Here is a 17,370-nt window from a genome sequence, read left to right on the forward strand (position 1 = left end):
CAAAGTGCCGAGGTGATTGTCATGGCGTTAGCTAATGTCTTGCTGATACACCTGTGGGAGCCCATCAATACCCAGTGCGCGAGCCTCTCTGCCGACAACAGTCGCGAGGAGATCCGGTAATGCCACTGTCCGAAATCCCTTTGTGCGTCTGGCGTACCCGTGGCCAGACGTTTCAATTTCAGGGCCACAACATCCGTTACTGGACCGCAGGGCAAGGAGAGCCACTGCTGTTGATCCATGGGTTTCCAACCGCCAGCTGGGATTGGCATTACCTCTGGCAACCGCTGGCGCAGCGCTTTGGGGTGATTGCCTGCGACATGCTCGGCTTTGGCGATTCGTCCAAGCCGGTCAGGCATGCGTACAGCCTGATGGAGCAGGCTGATCTGCAACAGGCATTGTTGGCGCACCTGCAAATCCGCCAGCCGGTTCATTTGCTGAGCCACGATTACGGTGACAGCGTGGCGCAGGAGCTGCTGGCGCGGCACCACGAACAGCGAGCCAGTGTCGCCAGTTGTGTGTTCCTCAATGGCGGTCTGTTTCCCGAGTGCCACCGCCCGGTGCGGGCCCAGAAAATGCTGCTCAGCCCTCTGGGCTGGCTGGTCGGCCGGACCTTTTCACGCGATGACCTGGTCAAGAACGTCGTGCAGATCTTCGGGCCGCATACCCGTCCCAGCGAAAGCGCGCTGGATGATAGCTGGAGCCTGATCGAGTCCAATCGCGGCACGCGGATCCTGCACAAGCTGGTCGCTTACCTGCACGAGCGGGTGGAGCAGCGGCCACGCTGGGTCGGCGCCCTGCTGCAGGGCAGCGTGCCCTTGCTGTTTATCAACGGTGCTGTCGACCCGGTGTCTGGCGTGCACATGCTCGAGCGTTACCGCCAGGTGGTACCGGAGCCCGATACCGTGTTGTTGCATGGCATCGGCCACTACCCGCACACCGAAGCGCCAGGATTGGTGTTGCGCCATTACCTGACGTTTCGCGAGCGTAATCCAAGCCTGTCGCTGCAGGTGGCTTGCTCCTGAGAGAGCAATCACCGGGCTTGCGGATGCTTACAGCGGACTATCCCGCTGCCTTATCGCCTGCCATTCAGCCGCAGCCGTCTTGATTGTGGCCGGCCCTTGCGTGGTCGACACTCGGCGGCACTCAGGATCTATGGGAGTCACGTATGAATGATTCAGTGCGCTTTGAAGACAAAGTCGTCGTCGTTACCGGCGCGGGCGGTGGCCTGGGGCGAGCTCATGCCTTGCTGTTTGCCCGGCAGGGCGCGCGGGTGGTGGTCAACGACCTCGGTGGATCGGCCCACGGCGATGGCGCCAATGCTTCGGCAGCCGACCGGGTGGTCGCTGAAATTGTCGAGGCCGGCGGCACGGCGGTCGCCAACCATGACTCGGTCAGCGATGGCGCCCGGATCGTCGAGCAGGCGCTGGACACCTTCGGGCGGGTCGATGTGCTGGTCAATAATGCCGGGATTCTGCGTGACAAGAGCTTCCACAAGATGGACGACGCGGACTGGGATTTTGTATATCGCGTCCACGTCGAAGGCGCCTACAAGGTGACCCACGCTGCCTGGCCATACTTGCGCGAGCAAAATTACGGGCGGGTGATTTTCACCTCGTCGACTTCGGGAATCTACGGCAACTTCGGCCAGTCCAACTACGGCATGGCCAAGCTCGGCCTCTATGGGCTGACCCGTACCCTGGCCATCGAAGGGCGCAAGCACAACATTCTGGTCAACGCCATCGCGCCCACCGGCGGTACGCGCATGACCGAAGGGCTGATGCCGACCGAAGTGTTTGAACAACTCAAACCGGAACTGATCAGCCCGCTGGTGGTGTATTTGGGCAGTGAACAATGCCAGGACACGGCGGGTTTGTTCGAAGTGGGCGGCGGCTGGATCGGCAAGCTGCGCTGGGAGCGCAGCCTGGGGGTGGGCTTTGACCCGCACCAGGGCATCGCCGTAGAGGATGTGGCCGCCAATTGGCAGCGGATCGGCGATTTTGAAGGCGCGGTGCACCCGCAGGACACGCCCGAATCACTGCAGCAAATGATGGCGAACTTGCAACAATACGTCGGTCGGTAGGAGCAAGGCTTGCCTGCGATGAGTGCACTGCGGTCCGTGGTGAACGCAGCGCAGGCAAGCCTTGCCTACAGCGGTGCTCAAATAAAAAAGGCCGCTGCATAGACAGCGGCCAAGCAAGACGTTCGATCAAGGAGCTTCAAAATCAACGTCGGTGAACCCTTGGTGTTACCGGCGAGGACACTACACTCGAGCCATTAACAACCGATTAACCCTTCATCACAACCTGCCGTCTGTGCTGAAAGTCCGACAATAATAATCAGACTTCTCCTACCGAAAAATACCGCTTTGCGACATTCACTTTTACCGTGCTCGCAACAGTCCGGTGCCCGCCTTATGGCTCCCCATCCATGCGTTTTATAAGCGGCTGCCGCACTGCGGCCCGGAGCTGCGCGGCCGCGTGCCAGATAGGGCATTCGCCTTGGGCATTGCCTGGCACAACCCCACCGAATTGCTCCAAGACCTCGCCCGGCATCCGCACCCCACCTGGCTTTTTCTCGACGACTACTGCCGCACGCCGCATCCCGAACTCGACGCGCTGCTGCAACACAGCAACGCCCATATCAGTTGATGGATCGCGGGCCGCCGTCGCCCGGACTGTCACTGGCCACGGCTGATGCTGGACGCTGAACTGCTGAAGCGGAGCTTGAGTTGTTGGTGGCGCAAGTGGCGTTTCTCACCGGCGATCAGCCGATGGCGCGCGAGGCCCTGGCGCGGGGGACGGAGCGCTGTGTGCAGATGGGCTTGCAGCAACCGCTTTGTGAGCTGCGCTTGCGCGAACCTCGGCTGTTGCAGATCGAGTCAGCCGCAGCAGAGGCTGAAAGCCCGCTCAGCCTGCGCGAACTTCAAGTGCTGCAGCTGATTGCCCAAGGCAGTTCCAACCAGCAGATCGCCGAGCAGCTGTTTATTTCCCTGCACACGGTCAAGACTCACGCGCGCCGCATTCACAGCAAGCTCGGCGTCGAACGGCGCACGCAAGCGGTGGCCATGGCGAAGACGCTGGGGTTAATGCCTTAGGGCTCGTAGCCCATGCGCCAGCTGATGGCCTGAGTCGCCGCCAGCAGTTTTTTCGCTGCCGGGCCATGCTCGTCGGCATGGAAAATCGAAGTGGGACCCACAATCGTCACCACCGCCACAATGTGTCCGACCGCATTGAACACCGGCGCCGACAGCGCATCCACACCCGGCATCAACAAGCCGTGAATATGGTGCAGGCCGCGCTGGCGAATGGTCTCGAACTGCGCTGCATAGTCATGGGCATGATCAGGGCCCAGGTCATGAAGTTCCTGCGCCAGTAGCGGTGCGGTTTCCCGCGAGGGCAGGTACGCGCCGAACACCAGCCCTGTGGACGAACCAAGCAGCGGCAAGACCGAACCGATCTGGGTCACCACCGTGACCGCACGCGCCGCCGGCTCGATGCTGACGACGGTTGCGCCCTGATTGCCCCACACCGCCAGAAAGCAGCTTTCATTGATGTCATCGCGCAGCTGAGACAGGGGCAGGGCGGCGACTTTCAATACGTCCATCGAGCCCAACGCCGCCAGCCCCACCCGCAGCGCCTCACGGCCCAATCCATAATGGTTGGTGGCCGGGTTCTGTTCGGCAAAACCGCTGGCGATCAGCGCCTGGAGATAGCGGTGGACCTTGCTCGCCGGCATTTGCACATGTTCGGCCAGGCGCGACAGCGAGGTGGAGGGCGTCAATTGCGCCAGCGCCTTGAGAATGTCGGTGCCGACTTCCGCCGAGCGGACTTTCTGTTTGCCGGAATCGGCAGGAGGGCTGGCTTTGTCCATGGGGCTTATCGATCCGGGAGACGAGAGGGCGTCTTTATAGCTTGACGCTGAATCCCAATCAAATTACGTTATTCGTAATTGGATTACGATAAAAATAACGCAGCCAGGCGTACACCGCCCAACTGCCACATACCGGCCTGTTGGCCAGGAGGCTCAATGAACCTCGATTCCACCCCGCCCGCGCTCACTTACCTGAGCGGTTTCGGCAATGAATTTTGCAGTGAGGCCCTGCCCGGCGCCTTGCCGGTCGGCCAGAACTCGCCGCAAAAAGCCCCGTATGGCCTCTACACCGAACTGTTCTCCGGCACCGCTTTCACCATGGCCCGCAGCGAGCAGCGGCGCACCTGGCTGTATCGCATTCGGCCCTCGGCGCTGCACCCGGCGTTCGAGCGGCTGGAGCGGCAACTGGCCGGTGGCGGGCTCGGCCCGGCCACGCCGAACCGCCTGCGCTGGAACCCGCTGGACATACCCGGCGAGCCCACCGATTTCATCGATGGCTGGGTCAGCATGGCGGCCAATTCGGGCGCCGAAAAACCGGCCGGTGTCAGCGTCCATGTTTACCGCGCCAACTGCTCCATGCAGCGGGTGTTTTTCAACGCCGACGGTGAGCTGTTGGTGGTACCGGAAACCGGTCGCCTGCGCATTGTCACCGAGCTGGGTGTGATGGACGTCGAGCCACTGGAAATCGCCGTGCTGCCGCGCGGGTTGAAATTCCGCGTCGAGCTGCTCGACGACCAGGCCCGCGGTTACATCGCCGAAAACCACGGCGCACCGTTGCGCCTGCCTGACCTTGGGCCGATTGGCAGCAATGGCCTGGCCAACCCGCGTGACTTTCTGACCCCCGTTGCGCATTACGAAGAAAGCGCGGGCCCCGTGCAGCTGGTGCAGAAATTCCTCGGCGAACTCTGGGGCTGCCAGTTGCAGCACTCACCGCTGGATGTGGTCGCCTGGCATGGCAACAACGTGCCGTACAAATACGACCTGCGCCGTTTCAACACCATCGGCACGGTCAGTTTCGACCATCCGGATCCGTCGATTTTCACCGTGTTGACCTCGCCCACCAGCGTGCATGGCCTGGCCAATATCGACTTCGTGATTTTCCCGCCGCGCTGGATGGTGGCCGAAAACACCTTCCGTCCACCGTGGTTCCACCGCAACCTGATGAATGAATTCATGGGCCTGATCCAGGGCAGCTACGATGCCAAGGCCGAAGGCTTTTTGCCCGGCGGTGCTTCGCTGCACAGCTGCATGAGCGCCCATGGCCCGGATGGCGAGACCTGCACCAAGGCCATCGCTGCACAGCTTGAACCGCAGAAGATCGACAACACCATGGCCTTCATGTTCGAGACCAGCCAAGTGCTGCGCCCGACCCGTCATGCCCTGGAGTGCCCACAACTGCAAGCCAGCTACGATGCTTGCTGGGCAACGTTGCCGACCACTTTCAACCCGAATCGGAGATAACCCATGAACCAGCCAGTCATCCCGCGCAGCTGGGTCGCCAGCGCCAACGGCCATGCCGACTTCCCGCTGCAGAACCTGCCACTGGGCATCTTCAGCCACGACGATCAGCCCCCCCGTTGCGGCGTGGCCATCGGTGATTCGATTCTCGACCTTGAGGCGGTGCTGGCGGCAGGGCTGTTCGAGGGCCAAGCCCGGCGCGCCGTGGAAGCCACCCGTGGAGGAGCGCTCAACGCCTTCTTCGAACTGGGTCGCCCGGCGCGGGTGGCGCTGCGCGAGCGGCTGCTGCAACTGCTCGGTGAAAACGCGGCCGAGCAGGCCCAGCTGAGCGATTTCCTGTGCCCGGCCACGGCCTGCACCCTGCATCTGCCAGCGCGCATCGGCGACTACACCGACTTTTACGTCGGCATCGAGCACGCCAAGAATGTCGGCAAACTGTTCCGCCCCGACAACCCATTGTTGCCCAACTACAAGTACGTGCCGATTGGCTACCACGGCCGCGCTTCGACCATTCGGGCTTCCGGTGCCGACGTGCGCCGCCCCAAGGGCCAGACCTTGCCGGTGGGGCAAACCGAACCGAGCTTCGGCCCCTGCGCACGGCTGGACTATGAACTGGAACTGGGCATCTGGATCGGTCGCGGCAATGAACTGGGCGAACCGGTGCCGGTGGCTGAAGCGGCCGAGCACATTGCCGGCTACTGCCTGCTCAACGACTGGTCGGCGCGCGATATCCAGGCCTGGGAATACCAGCCGCTGGGGCCATTCCTGTCGAAAAGCTTTATCACCAGCATCTCGCCCTGGGTGGTGACGGCCGAAGCGCTGGAGCCGTTCCGTTGCGCCCAGGCACCGCGCCCGGAAGGCGACCCGCAGCCGCTGTCGTACCTGCTGGACAACCGCGACCAGGCCAACGGCGGTTTCGACATCGAACTTGAAGTGCTGCTGCTGACCGAGAAAATGCGCGAGCAAAACCTGCCGGCCGAGCGCCTGACCCTGAGCAACACCCAGGCGATGTACTGGACCGTGGCGCAGATGGTCGCCCACCACAGCGTCAACGGTTGCCAGTTGCAAGCCGGTGACCTGTTTGGCTCGGGCACCTTGTCGGGCGCCAACCCCGGCCAGTTCGGCAGCCTGCTGGAGATCACCAACGGCGGCAAGGAGCCAATCAACCTGGCGTCCGGTGAGGTGCGCAAGTTTCTGGAAGACGGCGACGAAATCATCCTGCGCGCCCGTTGCCGGGCTGACGGTGTAGCCTCCATCGGCTTCGGCGAATGCCGAGGCAAGATCCTCTCGGCACACTGAGGGCCGTGATCATGGAACTGTTCACTTACTACCGCTCCACGTCCTCGTATCGCGTGCGTATCGCCTTGGCCCTCAAGGGGGTCGATTGCCAGTCGCGGCCGGTCAACCTGCTCAAGGGCGAACAGCGCGAGGCCGGTTTTCTCGCCATCAATCCACAAGGCCGTGTACCGGCCTTGCGGGTCGAATCGGGCGAATTGATCGTGCAATCGCCGGCGATTATCGAGTACCTGGAAGAGTGTTACCCAACACCAGCACTGCTGCCGGCCGATCCCGTGCAGCGGGCACATGTGCGGGCGGTGGCGGCGTTGATCGGCTGCGACGTGCACCCGTTGCACAACGTCAGCGTGCTCAATCAACTGCGCCAGAGCGGGTTTGATGAGGGCAAGATCGAGGGTTGGATTAGCCACTGGATCAGCCAGGGTTTGGCGGCGGTGGAGCAGTTGATTGGCGATCAAGGCTATTGCTTCGGCAGCGAGCCGGGGCTGGCGGATGTCTACCTGATCCCGCAACTGTATGCGGCAAATCGGTTTAAGGTTGCGCTGGAGGCGTATCCGCGGATTCGCCGGGTGGCGGAGCTGGCTCAGTCGCATCCGGCGTTCGTGAAGGCGCATCCTTCGAATCAGGTGGATACGCCAGCCTGAGAAGTCGTTGATGTGGGTGCGGGCTTGCCCCATTGCCAGCCACTTAATGTGGGAGCGGATTTATCCGCGAATAGATTCACCGCGGTTCGCCTGACACACCGTGGGGAATCAATTAGCGGATAAATACGCTACCACAGAGTCTACGCCTTGAGTGACTGGCATTCAGTGCACCGACGGCGCCGCCGTCGGCGGCAAATGGCTCAACCGATTCGTCAGCCGCAATCGTTGGATCGGATCGTCCGTCAGCAACAACGCTCGCTCCAGGTCGAACCGTTCGGCCTGCGGGCAACCCAGGTGTTGATACAGGGTCGCCCGTGCCAGGTAATCACTGGCATTGGCTGGCCCCAGCTCCATCACTCGCTCGGCATCCTTGAGCGCGGCCAAATCGTTGTCGTTGGTGGAATGCAGTTGGCGCAAGTTGCGCGACAGGCGTTGCAGCATCTGCCTGGGGCTGGCTTCGAGCAGGTGATCGGCGCTCAGGGCAATCTGCGGACCGAACTGGCGGCCCAGCAGTTCGCGGCAATCACTGGGATACAGGCGGCGCCCACCGCAGGGGTCGAGCAGGTGGTCGGCACCTGGCACCCGCAGCAGAAAATGCCCCGGAAAATTCACCCCTGTCAGCGGAATGTCCAGCCGCCGCGCCAGCTCAAGGCTGATCAGCGCCAAGGCCAGCGGCTGCCCGCGCCGGCGGTGCAGTACTTTGTCGAGCAGCGCCGCCTGAGGCCGCAAGGGGTGAAATTCATCCTGCTGAAAACCCAGGTCATTCAGGCGCCGCAGCAACGGTTGGGCCAGCTCGCAAACCGGCAGCATCGGCAAACCGACGCTGACCTGCTGCGCGAGCGTGTGGACATCGCGCAGCAGTTTCTCGGGCTCGACACTGGCATCGTGTTCGGCTGCAATCCACAACGCCGCCTCGAAAATCGCTGGCGGGTCGCGGTCAAGGCAGGCAAGACAGGCTTGACGTGGGTTCATGAAAACCTCCGCTGATGCTTTCCTTTTAGCGCTGCACTCGCGGTTAGTCCAGTGCCCTGGCGGTTATGTCGTAAAACCCCTCCGGCTATCGGCCTTATCACCGGGCGTTCGGCCGGTTGGCCCGGCGCCGCCTATACTTGAAACAGCACCTGATCGGGAGCCGGTTGATGTTTGCTCTCATGCAAAGCACGCGTACACAATCATTGCACCTGGCCGTTGACCCGGCGACCGGGCTCAAGGCTGTGATCGCGATTCACAACGAGAGCGCGGGCCCGGCGTTGGGGGGCTGCCGTTACCTGGCCTACCCTGATGATGAATCAGCGATGATCGACGCCATCCGCTTGGCCCAGGGCATGACCTACAAGGCTGCCCTGGCCGGCTTGCCACTCGGTGGCGGCAAGGCGGTGATCATTCGCAACCCGCACGTGGAAAACCGCGCCGCGTTGTTTGAAGCCTTCGGGCGATTTGTCGAGACGCTGCACGGGCGTTATATCACCGCCATCGACAGCGGCACCTCGACCATCGACATGGATTGCATCGCCCAGGCCACCCAGCATGTCACCAGCACCACGGCCCAGGGCGACCCTTCGCCGCACACGGCCATGGGCGTGTTCGCCGGGATTCGCAGCACCGCCCTGGCGCGCCTTGGCAGCAGTAACCTGGAAGGCTTGCGCGTGGCCGTGCAGGGGCTGGGCAATGTGGGTTTCGCCCTCGCCGAACAGCTGTATGCAGCGGGCGTCGACCTGTTGGTCAGTGATCATGACGAAGGGCGCGTGCAACTGGCGATGCAGCAACTGAACGCCAAACCGGTGGCCGCCGAAGCCTTGATCAGCACCCCGTGCGATATCTTTGCACCGTGCGGCCTGGGCTCGATCCTCAACGGCCAGAGCGTCGCCCAGTTGCGCTGCGCAGCGGTTGCAGGCTCCGCCAACAACCAATTGACCAACCTGCAGATTGCCGACCAGCTTGAAGCCCGCGGCATTCTTTACGCTCCGGATTATGTGATCAATTCCGGCGGGCTCATCTATGTGGCCTTGAAGCACCGGGGCGAAGACCTCAGCATAATAACCGCGCACCTGTCACGGATCCCGTTGCGCCTGACCGAAGTCTACGCTCACGCCCAGGCTGAAAAGCGCTCACCGGCGCGGGTGGCCGAAAGCCTGGCCGAACGACTGGTCTATCCGCACTCGTAGCCTGTCAGCTGGCGGTTGCCCAACGATGGACAACCCACGCGTGTCACGCGTGACAGGAGTGCTGCCGATGACGGCGAGCCCATTCGAACTGCCCTTCACCCGTTATCTGTCCGCTCAGGGGCAAGCCTGCGGCAAGCTGCCTGGCTGGGCTGACGACTTCAACCTGCTGACGCACTTGTATCGGCAAATGGTGTTGACCCGCCTGTTTGATCAAAAGGCCGTCGCCCTGCAGCGCACGGGACGCATCGGCACTTACGCGCCAACCCTGGGCCAGGAAGCGATTGGCGTGGCGGTCGGCAGCGTGATGCACGCCGAGGACGTGCTGGTGCCCTATTACCGCGACACCGCCGTGCAGCTGATGCGTGGCGTGCGCATGGAAGAAATCCTCTTGTATTGGGGCGGAGACGAACGCGGCAGCGACTATGTGGACCCGGCCGCGGCTCAGGACTTCCCCATCTGCGTGCCGATTGCCACCCAGGCCCTGCATGCCTGTGGCGTCGCCACGGCGTTCAAGATCCGTGGCGAACACCGGGTGGTGGTCACCACCTGCGGCGACGGTGCCACCAGCAAGGGCGACTTTCTTGAAGCCCTGAACGTCGCCGGGGCCTGGCAGCTGCCAGTCGTATTCGTGATCAACAACAATCAATGGGCGATTTCGGTACCGCGGCGCATTCAGTGCGGCGCGCCGACGTTGGCGCAGAAAGCCATTGGTGCAGGCTTTGTCGGCGAACAGGTCGACGGTAACGACATCATCGCCGTGCATGACCGTCTGCTGGGGGCGCTCGACCGCGCGCGTCACGGCAAGGGTCCGGTGCTGCTCGAATGCATCAGCTACCGCCTGGGCGATCACACCACTGCTGATGACGCGACCCGTTACCGCTCGGCCGATGAGGTCAAGCAGGCCTGGCAGCAGGAGCCGGTCAAGCGCCTGCAGGCGTTTCTGGTCAGCCAGGGGGTGTGGGATGAAGGCCGCGAGCAGGCGCTGGTCAACGACTGCCAGGCCCAGGTCCAGCAGGCGGTCGAGCGCTTCGAGGCCGCCGGGCTGCAACCGGCCGAGTCGTTGTTGGAACACGTCTATGCCCGCTGGCCCGCTGCTCTGGCCGAACAGCGTGAAGAGCTGCTGGAAAGGGTCGCCCGCCACGCGGCAGGAGACGCCCATGGTCACTGACAAACTGACGTTGCTCGAAGCGGTCAATCTGGCCCTGCACCGGGCCATGGCTGAAGATGAAAACGTCGTTGTGCTGGGTGAGGATGTCGGCGTCAATGGCGGGGTGTTTCGCGCCACTCTGGGCCTGCGCGACAGCTTCGGCTTCAAGCGGGTCATCGACTCGCCGCTGGCTGAAAACATGCTCGTGGGCCTGACCGTGGGTATGGCCGCCCAAGGCCTGAAGCCGGTGGTGGAAATCCAGTTCATGGGGTTTATCTACGCCGCCATGGAGCAGCTGGTTTCCCACGCCAGCCGGCTGCGCAACCGCACCCGTGGCCGGCTCAGTTGCCCGATGGTACTGCGCACGCCCATGGGCGCCGGCATTCGTGCGCCAGAACATCACAGCGAAGCAACCGAAGCGATGTTTACGCATATTCCCGGCGTGCGGGTGCTGGTGCCGTCTTCACCGGCACGCGCTTACGGCCTGCTGCTGGCGGCCATCGACGACCCTGACCCGGTGATTTTCCTGGAGCCCACCCGGCTCTATCGCATGAACCCGCAGACGCTGCTCGATGATGGCCAACGCTTGCCGCTGGACAGTTGTTTCACCCTGCGCGAAGGCAGTGACCTGACCTTGATCAGCTGGGGCGCCAGCGTGCTGGAAAGCCTTGAAGCCGCCGAAGCCCTGAGCGAGCAGGGCGTGGAGGCCGAGGTGATCGATGTCGCCTGCCTCAAGCCGCTGGACATGGCCACCCTGGAAGCCTCGGTGCGCAAGACCGGCCGCTGCGTGATCGTCCACGAAGCGCCGCGCAGCGGGGGGCTGGGTGGCGAGATCGCGGCCAGCCTCTATGAGCGCGTGCTGCTCGATCTGCAGGCACCGATCCAGCGGGTCACCGCGCCCGACATTCCGCCACCGCTCTATCGCCTTGAACAGCTGTACCTGCCCAGCGTGGAAGACATTCTCCACGCCTGTGACCAAGTGCTGCATTTCGCCTGAGGAGGCCTTGATGAAACATTTCAAACTGCCCGACCTGGGTGAGGGGCTGCAAGAAGCGGAGATTGTGCACTGGTATGTACAGGCTGGTGAACAGGTCAAGGCCGACCAGTTGCTGGTGTCGGTGGAAACCGCCAAGGCAATTGTCGACATTCCCGCGCCGTACGATGGCGTCGTGGCGAAAACCTACGGTGCTGCAGGCGACATCCTGCATGTGGGCGAACCCTTGCTCGGGTATGAAGGCGATGCCGACGCGGGCACCGTGGTCGGCCGGTTGGAGGGGGGCGGAGAACGCAAGGACGACCGTTTTTTTGTCGGCGCCGCGCCTTCGACCCGTGAGCACCTGGCCGTGCGCGCGACCCCGGCCGTTCGCCAGCTGGCGCGGCAACTGGGTGTGGAGCTTGGCAGCTTGAGTGGTTCAGGCAGCGACGGGCTGATTACCCGCAGCGATGTCGAGGCCGCGGCCAGCGCCGAGCAGTCACGCTTTGGCGGCGAAAAACTGCGAGGCGTGCGCCGCAGCATGGCCTTGAACATGGCCCGTTCCCATGCCGAAGTGGTGCCCGTGACCCTGTTCGGGGATGCCGACCTGCACCGCTGGGCGAGCGCGCGCGAACCGCTGATTCGCCTGGCCCAGGCCATGGCCGCCGCTTGCGCGGTCGAGCCGGTGCTCAACAGCGGTTTTGACGGTCGCAGCTTGTTATTGCGCCACTCTGAGCAACTGCATCTGGGCATTGCCGTCGACACCCCCGACGGGCTGTTCGTACCGGTGTTGCGAGACGTCGGCACGCGCAGCGCCGAAGATTTGAAAGACGGCATCAGCCGCCTGCGCGCTGATGTGCAGGCACGTTCCATCCCGCCGCAGGAAATGATGGGCGCCACCTTGACCCTGTCCAACTTTGGCACGCTGTTCGGCCGCTATGCCAATCCGGTAGTGATTCCGCCGCAGGTGGCGATCCTGGCGGCAGGGGTGATTCGCGACGAGCCGGTGGCGGTGAAGGGTGAAGTGCGCGTGCACCCGATCCTGCCGCTGTCGCTGACCTTCGACCACCGGGTGGTGACCGGTGGCGAGGCGGCGCGGTTTCTCAAGGCACTGGTGCAGGCGCTGGAGTTGCCGGGGTAGGAAACTTCTGTAGCATTTGGGGCCGCTTCGCGCCCCATCGCGGCCAGGTCCGCTCCTACATCTGCGCGGTCCTTGTAGGAGCGGACCTGGCCGCGATGGGCTGCGAAGCAGCCCCAAAAGCCGATACCGCCTACTCGCCTTTCCCCTGAACCAACTCAGCCAACGCACCCGCATTGCTCTTGAACGCCGCCGCAAACACCGCGCGGTTCTTGGCCATGAAGATGCCGGTGTCTTCAGCCTGCTTTTCGGTCAGGTCGGGGATATTTTTCAGGAGCACATCTGTCAGCGACTCGGCCAGCTCAAGCATTTGGTCGTGCGCGTCTGCAAGTTTGCGATCCACGAATGTAGTCTCCAAGTCGCGGGTACTGCGATACAGGGTTTCAACAGCCATTTTCGGCCTCGTCATCGGGTACTGTTAATTTATACAGTGCTCAGGATAAGCCAATCACGAGCATTTGAGTAGTGGCATCTTAGCCTTTGCTCATTCAGACGTGCCTTGCGGCAATCCGTCACCTTCTCAATCCACGCCTCTGGCCTTTTAACTGCATGGCACACGAAGCGTCATCTACACCCCGCATCATCCCTCTCCGAGCCGTGGAAGGGCTGCTCAATTTTTGTACAGGATGAATAAGTAATGTCAGAACTGAAATGGGCTGAAAAGCTGCGCAAGAACCTGCACTCGCAAGCCGACTCACTCGGCAACCTGTGCGTCGAGGCTTTTCACTACCTGGCGCTGTTCGGGATTGGGGCAATCACTGCCTATGCGGCGGTGGCAACGTTCATCGATATGGTCGAAAAAGGCAGCGTCAGCGTCGACGATATCCTGCTGTTGTTTATCTACCTTGAACTCGGCGCCATGACCGGGATTTATTTCAAGACTAACCATATGCCGATCCGGTTTCTGCTCTACGTGGCGATCACCGCATTGACCCGGCTGCTGATTGGCGACGTATCCCACCACAAGGCGCCGGATGCCGGGTTGCTGTATGTGTGCGGCGGGATTCTGCTGTTGTCGTTCTCGATTCTGGTGGTCAGGTTCGCGTCGTCCAAATACCCCTCGACGAAAGCCATTGATGCCAGTGGTAAAGAGATCGAAGCGGAGGGGCGTTGAAAGCGAGGTGATGGGGTGGAATCACCGGGTAGGCGCGGAGCCAGCCCGGTTTATTGTGCGATGTCAGAGTTCCATGAAGTAAAGCAGGGCACCTTTCACAACCCGGACGCACTATTGGTGCGTTCTGCCTGGCGGTGGCTGTCGGTCATGGTACCGAGGATCTCCAGGGCGCTGTGGCCTTGTTCGATGGCAATGCCGAACTGGATGCTTTCGATCAGCCGTTGCAGGCGCTTGGGGTCGTTGCGCTGGGCGGGGCTGATCAGGCGTTTGGCGACCACGCCGCCCTCGTCGGAGAGGGTCAGGGTGATGCTGCCATCCAGGCGTTCGATGCACAGGTTGACGCGGTAGTCGTCGGCGAAGGCATCGTTGATGAGCTGAAACGGGTTGTCCATGTTAGGCACCTGGCTTTTTGAGACACGGAGTCATTGACCGGGTGAACCGCCGTTTAGTTCGGCGCAGTTCATCGTGACCAATCAGTCCGCAGAATCGTTGCAACCGTCATGCCGGAAATGAAAAAGGCGAGCCAGTGGCTCGCCTTTTGTGATGCAGTGCCGATTGGGCTATGTGCCGGTACGGGCCTGCTCGTTTTCCAGGAATTCTTCTTCCAGCAACGCGTCGTTGCGCGCCGGTGCGATCTCCACGGTTTTGCCTGAACGCTTGCTGCGCAGTTTGCCGAACAGGTGTTCCAGCGCGTGTTCGAGTTTGGTGGCAGCGCCTTCGATGGCCTGATCCAGAGTGTCGGCGGTGTGACTGACGGAAATCGGTTGATGGCCTTTTGGCCGAGCCTCCATCTGACAGCGGTTATCGTGCGGGCCTGGCTTGTCGCCATGTTCATCTTTGAGGTGGACTTCGACGCGGGTCAGGTCCTCTTCATAACGGTCGAGCGTGCTTTCCACGGTACTGCGTACCCACTCCTCAAGCCGGATGCTGCTTTGAATATGGTTGTCGCTATTGACTTGGATTTGCATAGTTCATCCCTTATTCAGCTAGCTCGCCAGGGCTGCGCGGCGTTTGAAACAATCCGGCGCCCTTGACTACAAGGTCAGGCAGCCAGAGAAGTTTTTCAACCCCCTCATGAAGATAATTTTTTTGTCGCACAAAAAAATCGCGGATAAATCCGCTCCCACAAAGCCCTCACAGGATGTGAGCGGGGAATGTGGGAGCGGATTTATCCGCGAATTGAAATCACCGTCATTTCAGATCAAAACGCAACCGACGTCTGCAGGTAAACCGTGCGCGGCTCACCCACGTATTTGCCCTTGTTGTTGTCGTCGTACGAGCGGGTGAAGTACTCGTGGTTGAGGATGTTTTTCACGCCCACTGCCACGTTCAGGTTCGACAGCTGCGGGCCGAACGAGTAGCCCACGCGGCTGCTGAACAGCATGTAGCCGGGGATGCGGCCGGTGCTGCCGTCGGCGCTTTCAGAGGAGGTGTTGGCGTTATCGGCGAACTGGTCGCTCTGGTAGGTGCTATCGACGTTGGCCTGCCATGGGCCATCAGTGTAACCGATGCCCAGGGTACCTTTATGGCGCGACGAGAACGGCACACGGTTGCCCTTGTTCGGTCCGTCTTCGCGGATTTTAGCGTCAACAAACGCATAGGTGGCGTAGACGTCGAACCCGGCCAAAGCCGGGCTCAAACCGTCCAGAGCATATTTGATGCTGGTCTCGATCCCCTGATGGCGCGTCTCGCCGCGGGCGATCACGGTGTCGTTGGTCTGGTTGCTTTCGTACTGATTGTCGAAATTGATCAGAAACGCGCCGATCTCAGCCTGCAGGTTACCGTTGTCGTAGCGCGTGCCCAGCTCCCAGGTGCGGGCTTTTTCCGGTTTCACTTCGTCACCTGCGACGCGGTTGGGCATCTGGCTGTACTGCACGCTGCCGAACGAGCCTTCGGTGTTGGCGTAGAGGTTCCAGCTGTCGGTCAGGTGGTACATCACATTGAGGGCAGGCAGGGCGGTGTTGTAACTGCCCTGGTAGTCCTGATTCGTCAGATTGTTGGCCTGGCGGGTGTCGATCATTTCGTAGCGAATCCCCGGGGTGACGGTCCAGTTACCGATGTCGATCCGGTCGTCGAGGAACAGCGCGTGCGCTTCAGTGCTGCCACGGGTGTCGCGGTCGTTGCGGCTGGCGGTGGTCGGTAGCTCGTTGCTGGTGATGGGCGTGCGGTAGCGCAGTTCGTGGCCGGCTTCGTTGACGTAGCGGTAGCCCAGGCCCACTTCGTGCCAGCTTTCGCCCAGCGCAAAACCCTGGGAGAAGCGGGTTTCGATTCCGCGCACCCAGTACTCGCGCGGCGACAGCGACAGGAAGCTGCCCTGGTCGAGGTAGCCGCTGCGCAGGGTCTTGGTGAAGAAGCTGTTGACCGTGAACTCGCGGGCATCCTGCTGGTAGGTGTAGCCGACATTGAACATCGTCCGGCGGCCCCAGAACTGGTCTTTCAGGCGGGTCGACTGGTACGGGTCGGCGTCATAGTCGGCCGCGCTCAAGCCGCCAGGCATATCCGCTTCGCCTTCGTAATACTGGGCCATGGCGTGCAGGCTGTTGGCTTCGTCGATGGCGTATTTACCCTTGAGAATCAGGTCGTCGATCTGCGTGTCGCTGTGTTCGCGCCAGTCACCGCCGCGGGTGCCGGAATACAGGATCGCGCCGCCCAGGCCGTTGTCGGCGGTGCCGCCGGCCAACAGGTTGCCGGTGGTCTTGAAGCCGTCGTGGCTGGAAGACGGTGAGGTCTGAGTCTGGATGCCGCCTTTGACGGTCGGCTCATCGGGGATGGCGCGGGTCACGAAGTTGACGATGCCACCGACGTTCTGCGGGCCATAGCGCACGGCACCGCCGCCGCGCACGACGTCCACGGCGTCCATGTTGCCCATGCTGATCGGGGCGAACGACAGCTGTGGCTGGCCGTAGGGTGCGAAGGGGACGGGAATGCCGTCCATCAACACCGTGGAGCGGGCCGCCAGGCGCGGGTTGAGGCCGCGAATGCCAAAGTTCATCGCCATGTCATGGCTGCCGGTGCCGTTGTTTTCCGGGGCGTTGACGCCGGGGATGCGGTTGAGCACTTCGCGCGCGGTGGTAGCGCCCGTGCGTTCCATTTCCTCGCGACGCACCACGTCACGGGCACCGGGGTGTTCGAAGACGTTGCCTTCCTTGGCTTCTGCCAGCCAGTCGCCGACCACGCTAGAGGCGCCAAGCTCGATCGGAGCACTGGCAGGCGTCGGCGCAGTTTGCACGCTGAAGGCATTCTCGGCTTGCGCCTGGGCGCTCAGGCCCGTGCCTTCGAGCAGGGCCGCGAGGCCATCCTGCGCCGTGTAAGTGCCGTTCAGGCCAGGGCTTTGCTTGCCTTGGGTCAGGTTCGAGTCAAAGGCGATAAGGATGCCGGCCTCACGACCGAACTGGTTCAACGCCGCTTCCAGTGACGTGGGGGCGATATGGAAGGCCTGAGGCTCGGCGGCCATCGCCAAGGGCAAGCTGCCCAGGGTGAGGCTGGCGCCGAGCAGCCATTGACGCAAAGTACGAGCGAGGGGCGAAAGCGTGGCTGACATGCAGGAGGTCCTTGGAAACGTCGG

The 17,370-nt window shown here is 62.2% G+C and carries 17 protein-coding genes and 1 pseudogene; 12 read left to right on the top strand and 6 right to left on the bottom strand.

Features of this window, described 5'->3' with window-relative positions:
* Positions 1 to 119 precede the first annotated feature (119 nt).
* The 4 genes and pseudogenes from GUY40_RS08580 to GUY40_RS08595 all read left to right on the top strand — a co-directional run.
* Positions 120 to 1,022 carry an alpha/beta fold hydrolase gene (locus GUY40_RS08580; protein WP_166568519.1) on the top strand — a complete coding sequence of 301 codons (903 nt, stop codon included), beginning with the start codon at positions 120 to 122 and terminating at the stop codon, positions 1,020 to 1,022.
* 143 nt (positions 1,023 to 1,165) lie between these two features.
* A complete protein-coding gene (locus GUY40_RS08585; protein WP_166568520.1) occupies positions 1,166 to 2,080 on the top strand; it encodes an SDR family oxidoreductase in 915 nt (304 codons plus the stop codon).
* A gap of 397 nt (positions 2,081 to 2,477) precedes the next feature.
* Complete coding sequence (locus GUY40_RS08590; protein WP_166568521.1) at positions 2,478 to 2,648, top strand: hypothetical protein; 171 nt, start codon at positions 2,478 to 2,480, stop codon at positions 2,646 to 2,648.
* Between the two features lie 65 nt (positions 2,649 to 2,713).
* Positions 2,714 to 3,094: pseudogene (locus tag GUY40_RS08595) on the top strand (response regulator transcription factor); the annotation flags it as partial.
* Here the strand turns inward: GUY40_RS08595 and GUY40_RS08600 are convergent.
* A complete protein-coding gene (locus GUY40_RS08600) occupies positions 3,091 to 3,870 on the bottom strand; it encodes an IclR family transcriptional regulator (protein ID WP_166568522.1) in 780 nt (259 codons plus the stop codon). The pseudogene GUY40_RS08595 and the gene GUY40_RS08600 sit on opposite strands and share 4 nt — an antisense overlap.
* Before the next feature lie 156 nt (positions 3,871 to 4,026).
* On the opposite strand from GUY40_RS08600, the gene hmgA reads away from it, so the two are divergent.
* Genes hmgA through maiA form a run of 3 tightly spaced genes read left to right on the top strand, consistent with a single transcriptional unit; the run spans position 4,027 to position 7,268 of the window.
* Positions 4,027 to 5,331: a homogentisate 1,2-dioxygenase gene (gene hmgA, locus GUY40_RS08605; RefSeq protein ID WP_166568523.1), complete on the top strand. Its 1,305-nt coding sequence runs from the start codon at positions 4,027 to 4,029 to the stop codon at positions 5,329 to 5,331.
* 3 nt (positions 5,332 to 5,334) lie between these two features.
* Complete coding sequence (fahA, locus tag GUY40_RS08610; RefSeq protein ID WP_166568524.1) at positions 5,335 to 6,627, top strand: fumarylacetoacetase; 1,293 nt, start codon at positions 5,335 to 5,337, stop codon at positions 6,625 to 6,627.
* An 11-nt stretch (positions 6,628 to 6,638) separates the two neighbouring features.
* The gene (gene maiA / locus GUY40_RS08615) at positions 6,639 to 7,268 is read left to right on the top strand and encodes a maleylacetoacetate isomerase (protein WP_166568525.1); all 630 of its coding nucleotides are present in this window, start codon (positions 6,639 to 6,641) and stop codon (positions 7,266 to 7,268) included.
* A gap of 162 nt (positions 7,269 to 7,430) precedes the next feature.
* Here maiA and GUY40_RS08620 read toward each other — a convergent pair whose 3' ends face one another.
* Positions 7,431 to 8,240, bottom strand: a complete 810-nt coding sequence (locus GUY40_RS08620) for a SirB1 family protein (RefSeq protein WP_166568526.1) — start codon at positions 8,238 to 8,240, stop codon at positions 7,431 to 7,433.
* 167 nt (positions 8,241 to 8,407) lie between these two features.
* Here GUY40_RS08620 and GUY40_RS08625 point away from each other — a divergent pair, with 167 nt between their 5' ends.
* From GUY40_RS08625 to GUY40_RS08640, 4 genes are all read left to right on the top strand, one after another.
* On the top strand, positions 8,408 to 9,433 hold the full coding sequence (locus tag GUY40_RS08625; protein ID WP_166568527.1) for a Glu/Leu/Phe/Val dehydrogenase: 1,026 nt from the start codon (positions 8,408 to 8,410) through the stop codon (positions 9,431 to 9,433).
* Between the two features lie 67 nt (positions 9,434 to 9,500).
* Positions 9,501 to 10,601: a pyruvate dehydrogenase (acetyl-transferring) E1 component subunit alpha gene (gene pdhA / locus GUY40_RS08630; RefSeq protein ID WP_166568528.1), complete on the top strand. Its 1,101-nt coding sequence runs from the start codon at positions 9,501 to 9,503 to the stop codon at positions 10,599 to 10,601.
* Positions 10,591 to 11,577: an alpha-ketoacid dehydrogenase subunit beta gene (locus tag GUY40_RS08635; RefSeq protein ID WP_166568529.1), complete on the top strand. Its 987-nt coding sequence runs from the start codon at positions 10,591 to 10,593 to the stop codon at positions 11,575 to 11,577. The genes pdhA and GUY40_RS08635 overlap by 11 nt, the downstream gene beginning before the upstream one ends.
* Positions 11,578 to 11,587: 10 nt before the next feature.
* On the top strand, positions 11,588 to 12,694 hold the full coding sequence (locus GUY40_RS08640) for a dihydrolipoamide acetyltransferase family protein (RefSeq protein ID WP_166568530.1): 1,107 nt from the start codon (positions 11,588 to 11,590) through the stop codon (positions 12,692 to 12,694).
* A gap of 130 nt (positions 12,695 to 12,824) precedes the next feature.
* Here GUY40_RS08640 and GUY40_RS08645 read toward each other — a convergent pair whose 3' ends face one another.
* Positions 12,825 to 13,085 (bottom strand): YebG family protein, encoded by a 261-nt coding sequence (locus GUY40_RS08645; protein ID WP_166568531.1) that lies wholly within the window; start codon positions 13,083 to 13,085, stop codon positions 12,825 to 12,827.
* A 243-nt stretch (positions 13,086 to 13,328) separates the two neighbouring features.
* Here GUY40_RS08645 and GUY40_RS08650 point away from each other — a divergent pair, with 243 nt between their 5' ends.
* Positions 13,329 to 13,805 carry a phosphate-starvation-inducible protein PsiE gene (locus tag GUY40_RS08650; RefSeq protein ID WP_166568532.1) on the top strand — a complete coding sequence of 159 codons (477 nt, stop codon included), beginning with the start codon at positions 13,329 to 13,331 and terminating at the stop codon, positions 13,803 to 13,805.
* A gap of 95 nt (positions 13,806 to 13,900) precedes the next feature.
* Here GUY40_RS08650 and GUY40_RS08655 read toward each other — a convergent pair whose 3' ends face one another.
* The 3 genes from GUY40_RS08655 to fecA form a co-directional block, all read right to left on the bottom strand.
* On the bottom strand, positions 13,901 to 14,197 hold the full coding sequence (locus GUY40_RS08655) for a DUF3509 domain-containing protein (RefSeq protein WP_166568533.1): 297 nt from the start codon (positions 14,195 to 14,197) through the stop codon (positions 13,901 to 13,903).
* Positions 14,198 to 14,365: 168 nt separating this feature from the next.
* Entirely contained in the window at positions 14,366 to 14,773 is a 408-nt protein-coding gene (locus tag GUY40_RS08660; RefSeq protein WP_166568534.1) for an HPF/RaiA family ribosome-associated protein, read from the bottom strand.
* A gap of 233 nt (positions 14,774 to 15,006) precedes the next feature.
* Positions 15,007 to 17,346: a TonB-dependent Fe(3+) dicitrate receptor FecA gene (gene fecA, locus GUY40_RS08665; RefSeq protein WP_166568535.1), complete on the bottom strand. Its 2,340-nt coding sequence runs from the start codon at positions 17,344 to 17,346 to the stop codon at positions 15,007 to 15,009.
* Positions 17,347 to 17,370 lie beyond the last annotated feature (24 nt).

This window comes from Pseudomonas sp. R5(2019) (genome assembly GCF_009905435.1).
Taxonomy (GTDB): domain Bacteria; phylum Pseudomonadota; class Gammaproteobacteria; order Pseudomonadales; family Pseudomonadaceae; genus Aquipseudomonas.

Excerpts from the sequence above, each read along its gene's own strand:
- GUY40_RS08580 (WP_166568519.1), top strand. The coding sequence starts at position 120 with ATGCCACTGTCCGAAATCCCTTTGTGCGTCTGGCGTACCCGTGGCCAG.
- GUY40_RS08585 (WP_166568520.1), top strand. The coding sequence starts at position 1,166 with ATGAATGATTCAGTGCGCTTTGAAGACAAAGTCGTCGTCGTTACCGGC.
- GUY40_RS08600 (WP_166568522.1), bottom strand. The coding sequence starts at position 3,870 with ATGGACAAAGCCAGCCCTCCTGCCGATTCCGGCAAACAGAAAGTCCGC.
- hmgA (WP_166568523.1), top strand. The coding sequence starts at position 4,027 with ATGAACCTCGATTCCACCCCGCCCGCGCTCACTTACCTGAGCGGTTTC.
- fahA (WP_166568524.1), top strand. The coding sequence starts at position 5,335 with ATGAACCAGCCAGTCATCCCGCGCAGCTGGGTCGCCAGCGCCAACGGC.
- maiA (WP_166568525.1), top strand. The coding sequence starts at position 6,639 with ATGGAACTGTTCACTTACTACCGCTCCACGTCCTCGTATCGCGTGCGT.
- GUY40_RS08620 (WP_166568526.1), bottom strand. The coding sequence starts at position 8,240 with ATGAACCCACGTCAAGCCTGTCTTGCCTGCCTTGACCGCGACCCGCCA.
- GUY40_RS08625 (WP_166568527.1), top strand. The coding sequence starts at position 8,408 with ATGTTTGCTCTCATGCAAAGCACGCGTACACAATCATTGCACCTGGCC.
- pdhA (WP_166568528.1), top strand. The coding sequence starts at position 9,501 with ATGACGGCGAGCCCATTCGAACTGCCCTTCACCCGTTATCTGTCCGCT.
- GUY40_RS08635 (WP_166568529.1), top strand. The coding sequence starts at position 10,591 with ATGGTCACTGACAAACTGACGTTGCTCGAAGCGGTCAATCTGGCCCTG.
- GUY40_RS08640 (WP_166568530.1), top strand. The coding sequence starts at position 11,588 with ATGAAACATTTCAAACTGCCCGACCTGGGTGAGGGGCTGCAAGAAGCG.
- GUY40_RS08645 (WP_166568531.1), bottom strand. The coding sequence starts at position 13,085 with ATGGCTGTTGAAACCCTGTATCGCAGTACCCGCGACTTGGAGACTACA.
- GUY40_RS08650 (WP_166568532.1), top strand. The coding sequence starts at position 13,329 with ATGTCAGAACTGAAATGGGCTGAAAAGCTGCGCAAGAACCTGCACTCG.
- GUY40_RS08655 (WP_166568533.1), bottom strand. The coding sequence starts at position 14,197 with ATGGACAACCCGTTTCAGCTCATCAACGATGCCTTCGCCGACGACTAC.
- GUY40_RS08660 (WP_166568534.1), bottom strand. The coding sequence starts at position 14,773 with ATGCAAATCCAAGTCAATAGCGACAACCATATTCAAAGCAGCATCCGG.
- fecA (WP_166568535.1), bottom strand. The coding sequence starts at position 17,346 with ATGTCAGCCACGCTTTCGCCCCTCGCTCGTACTTTGCGTCAATGGCTG.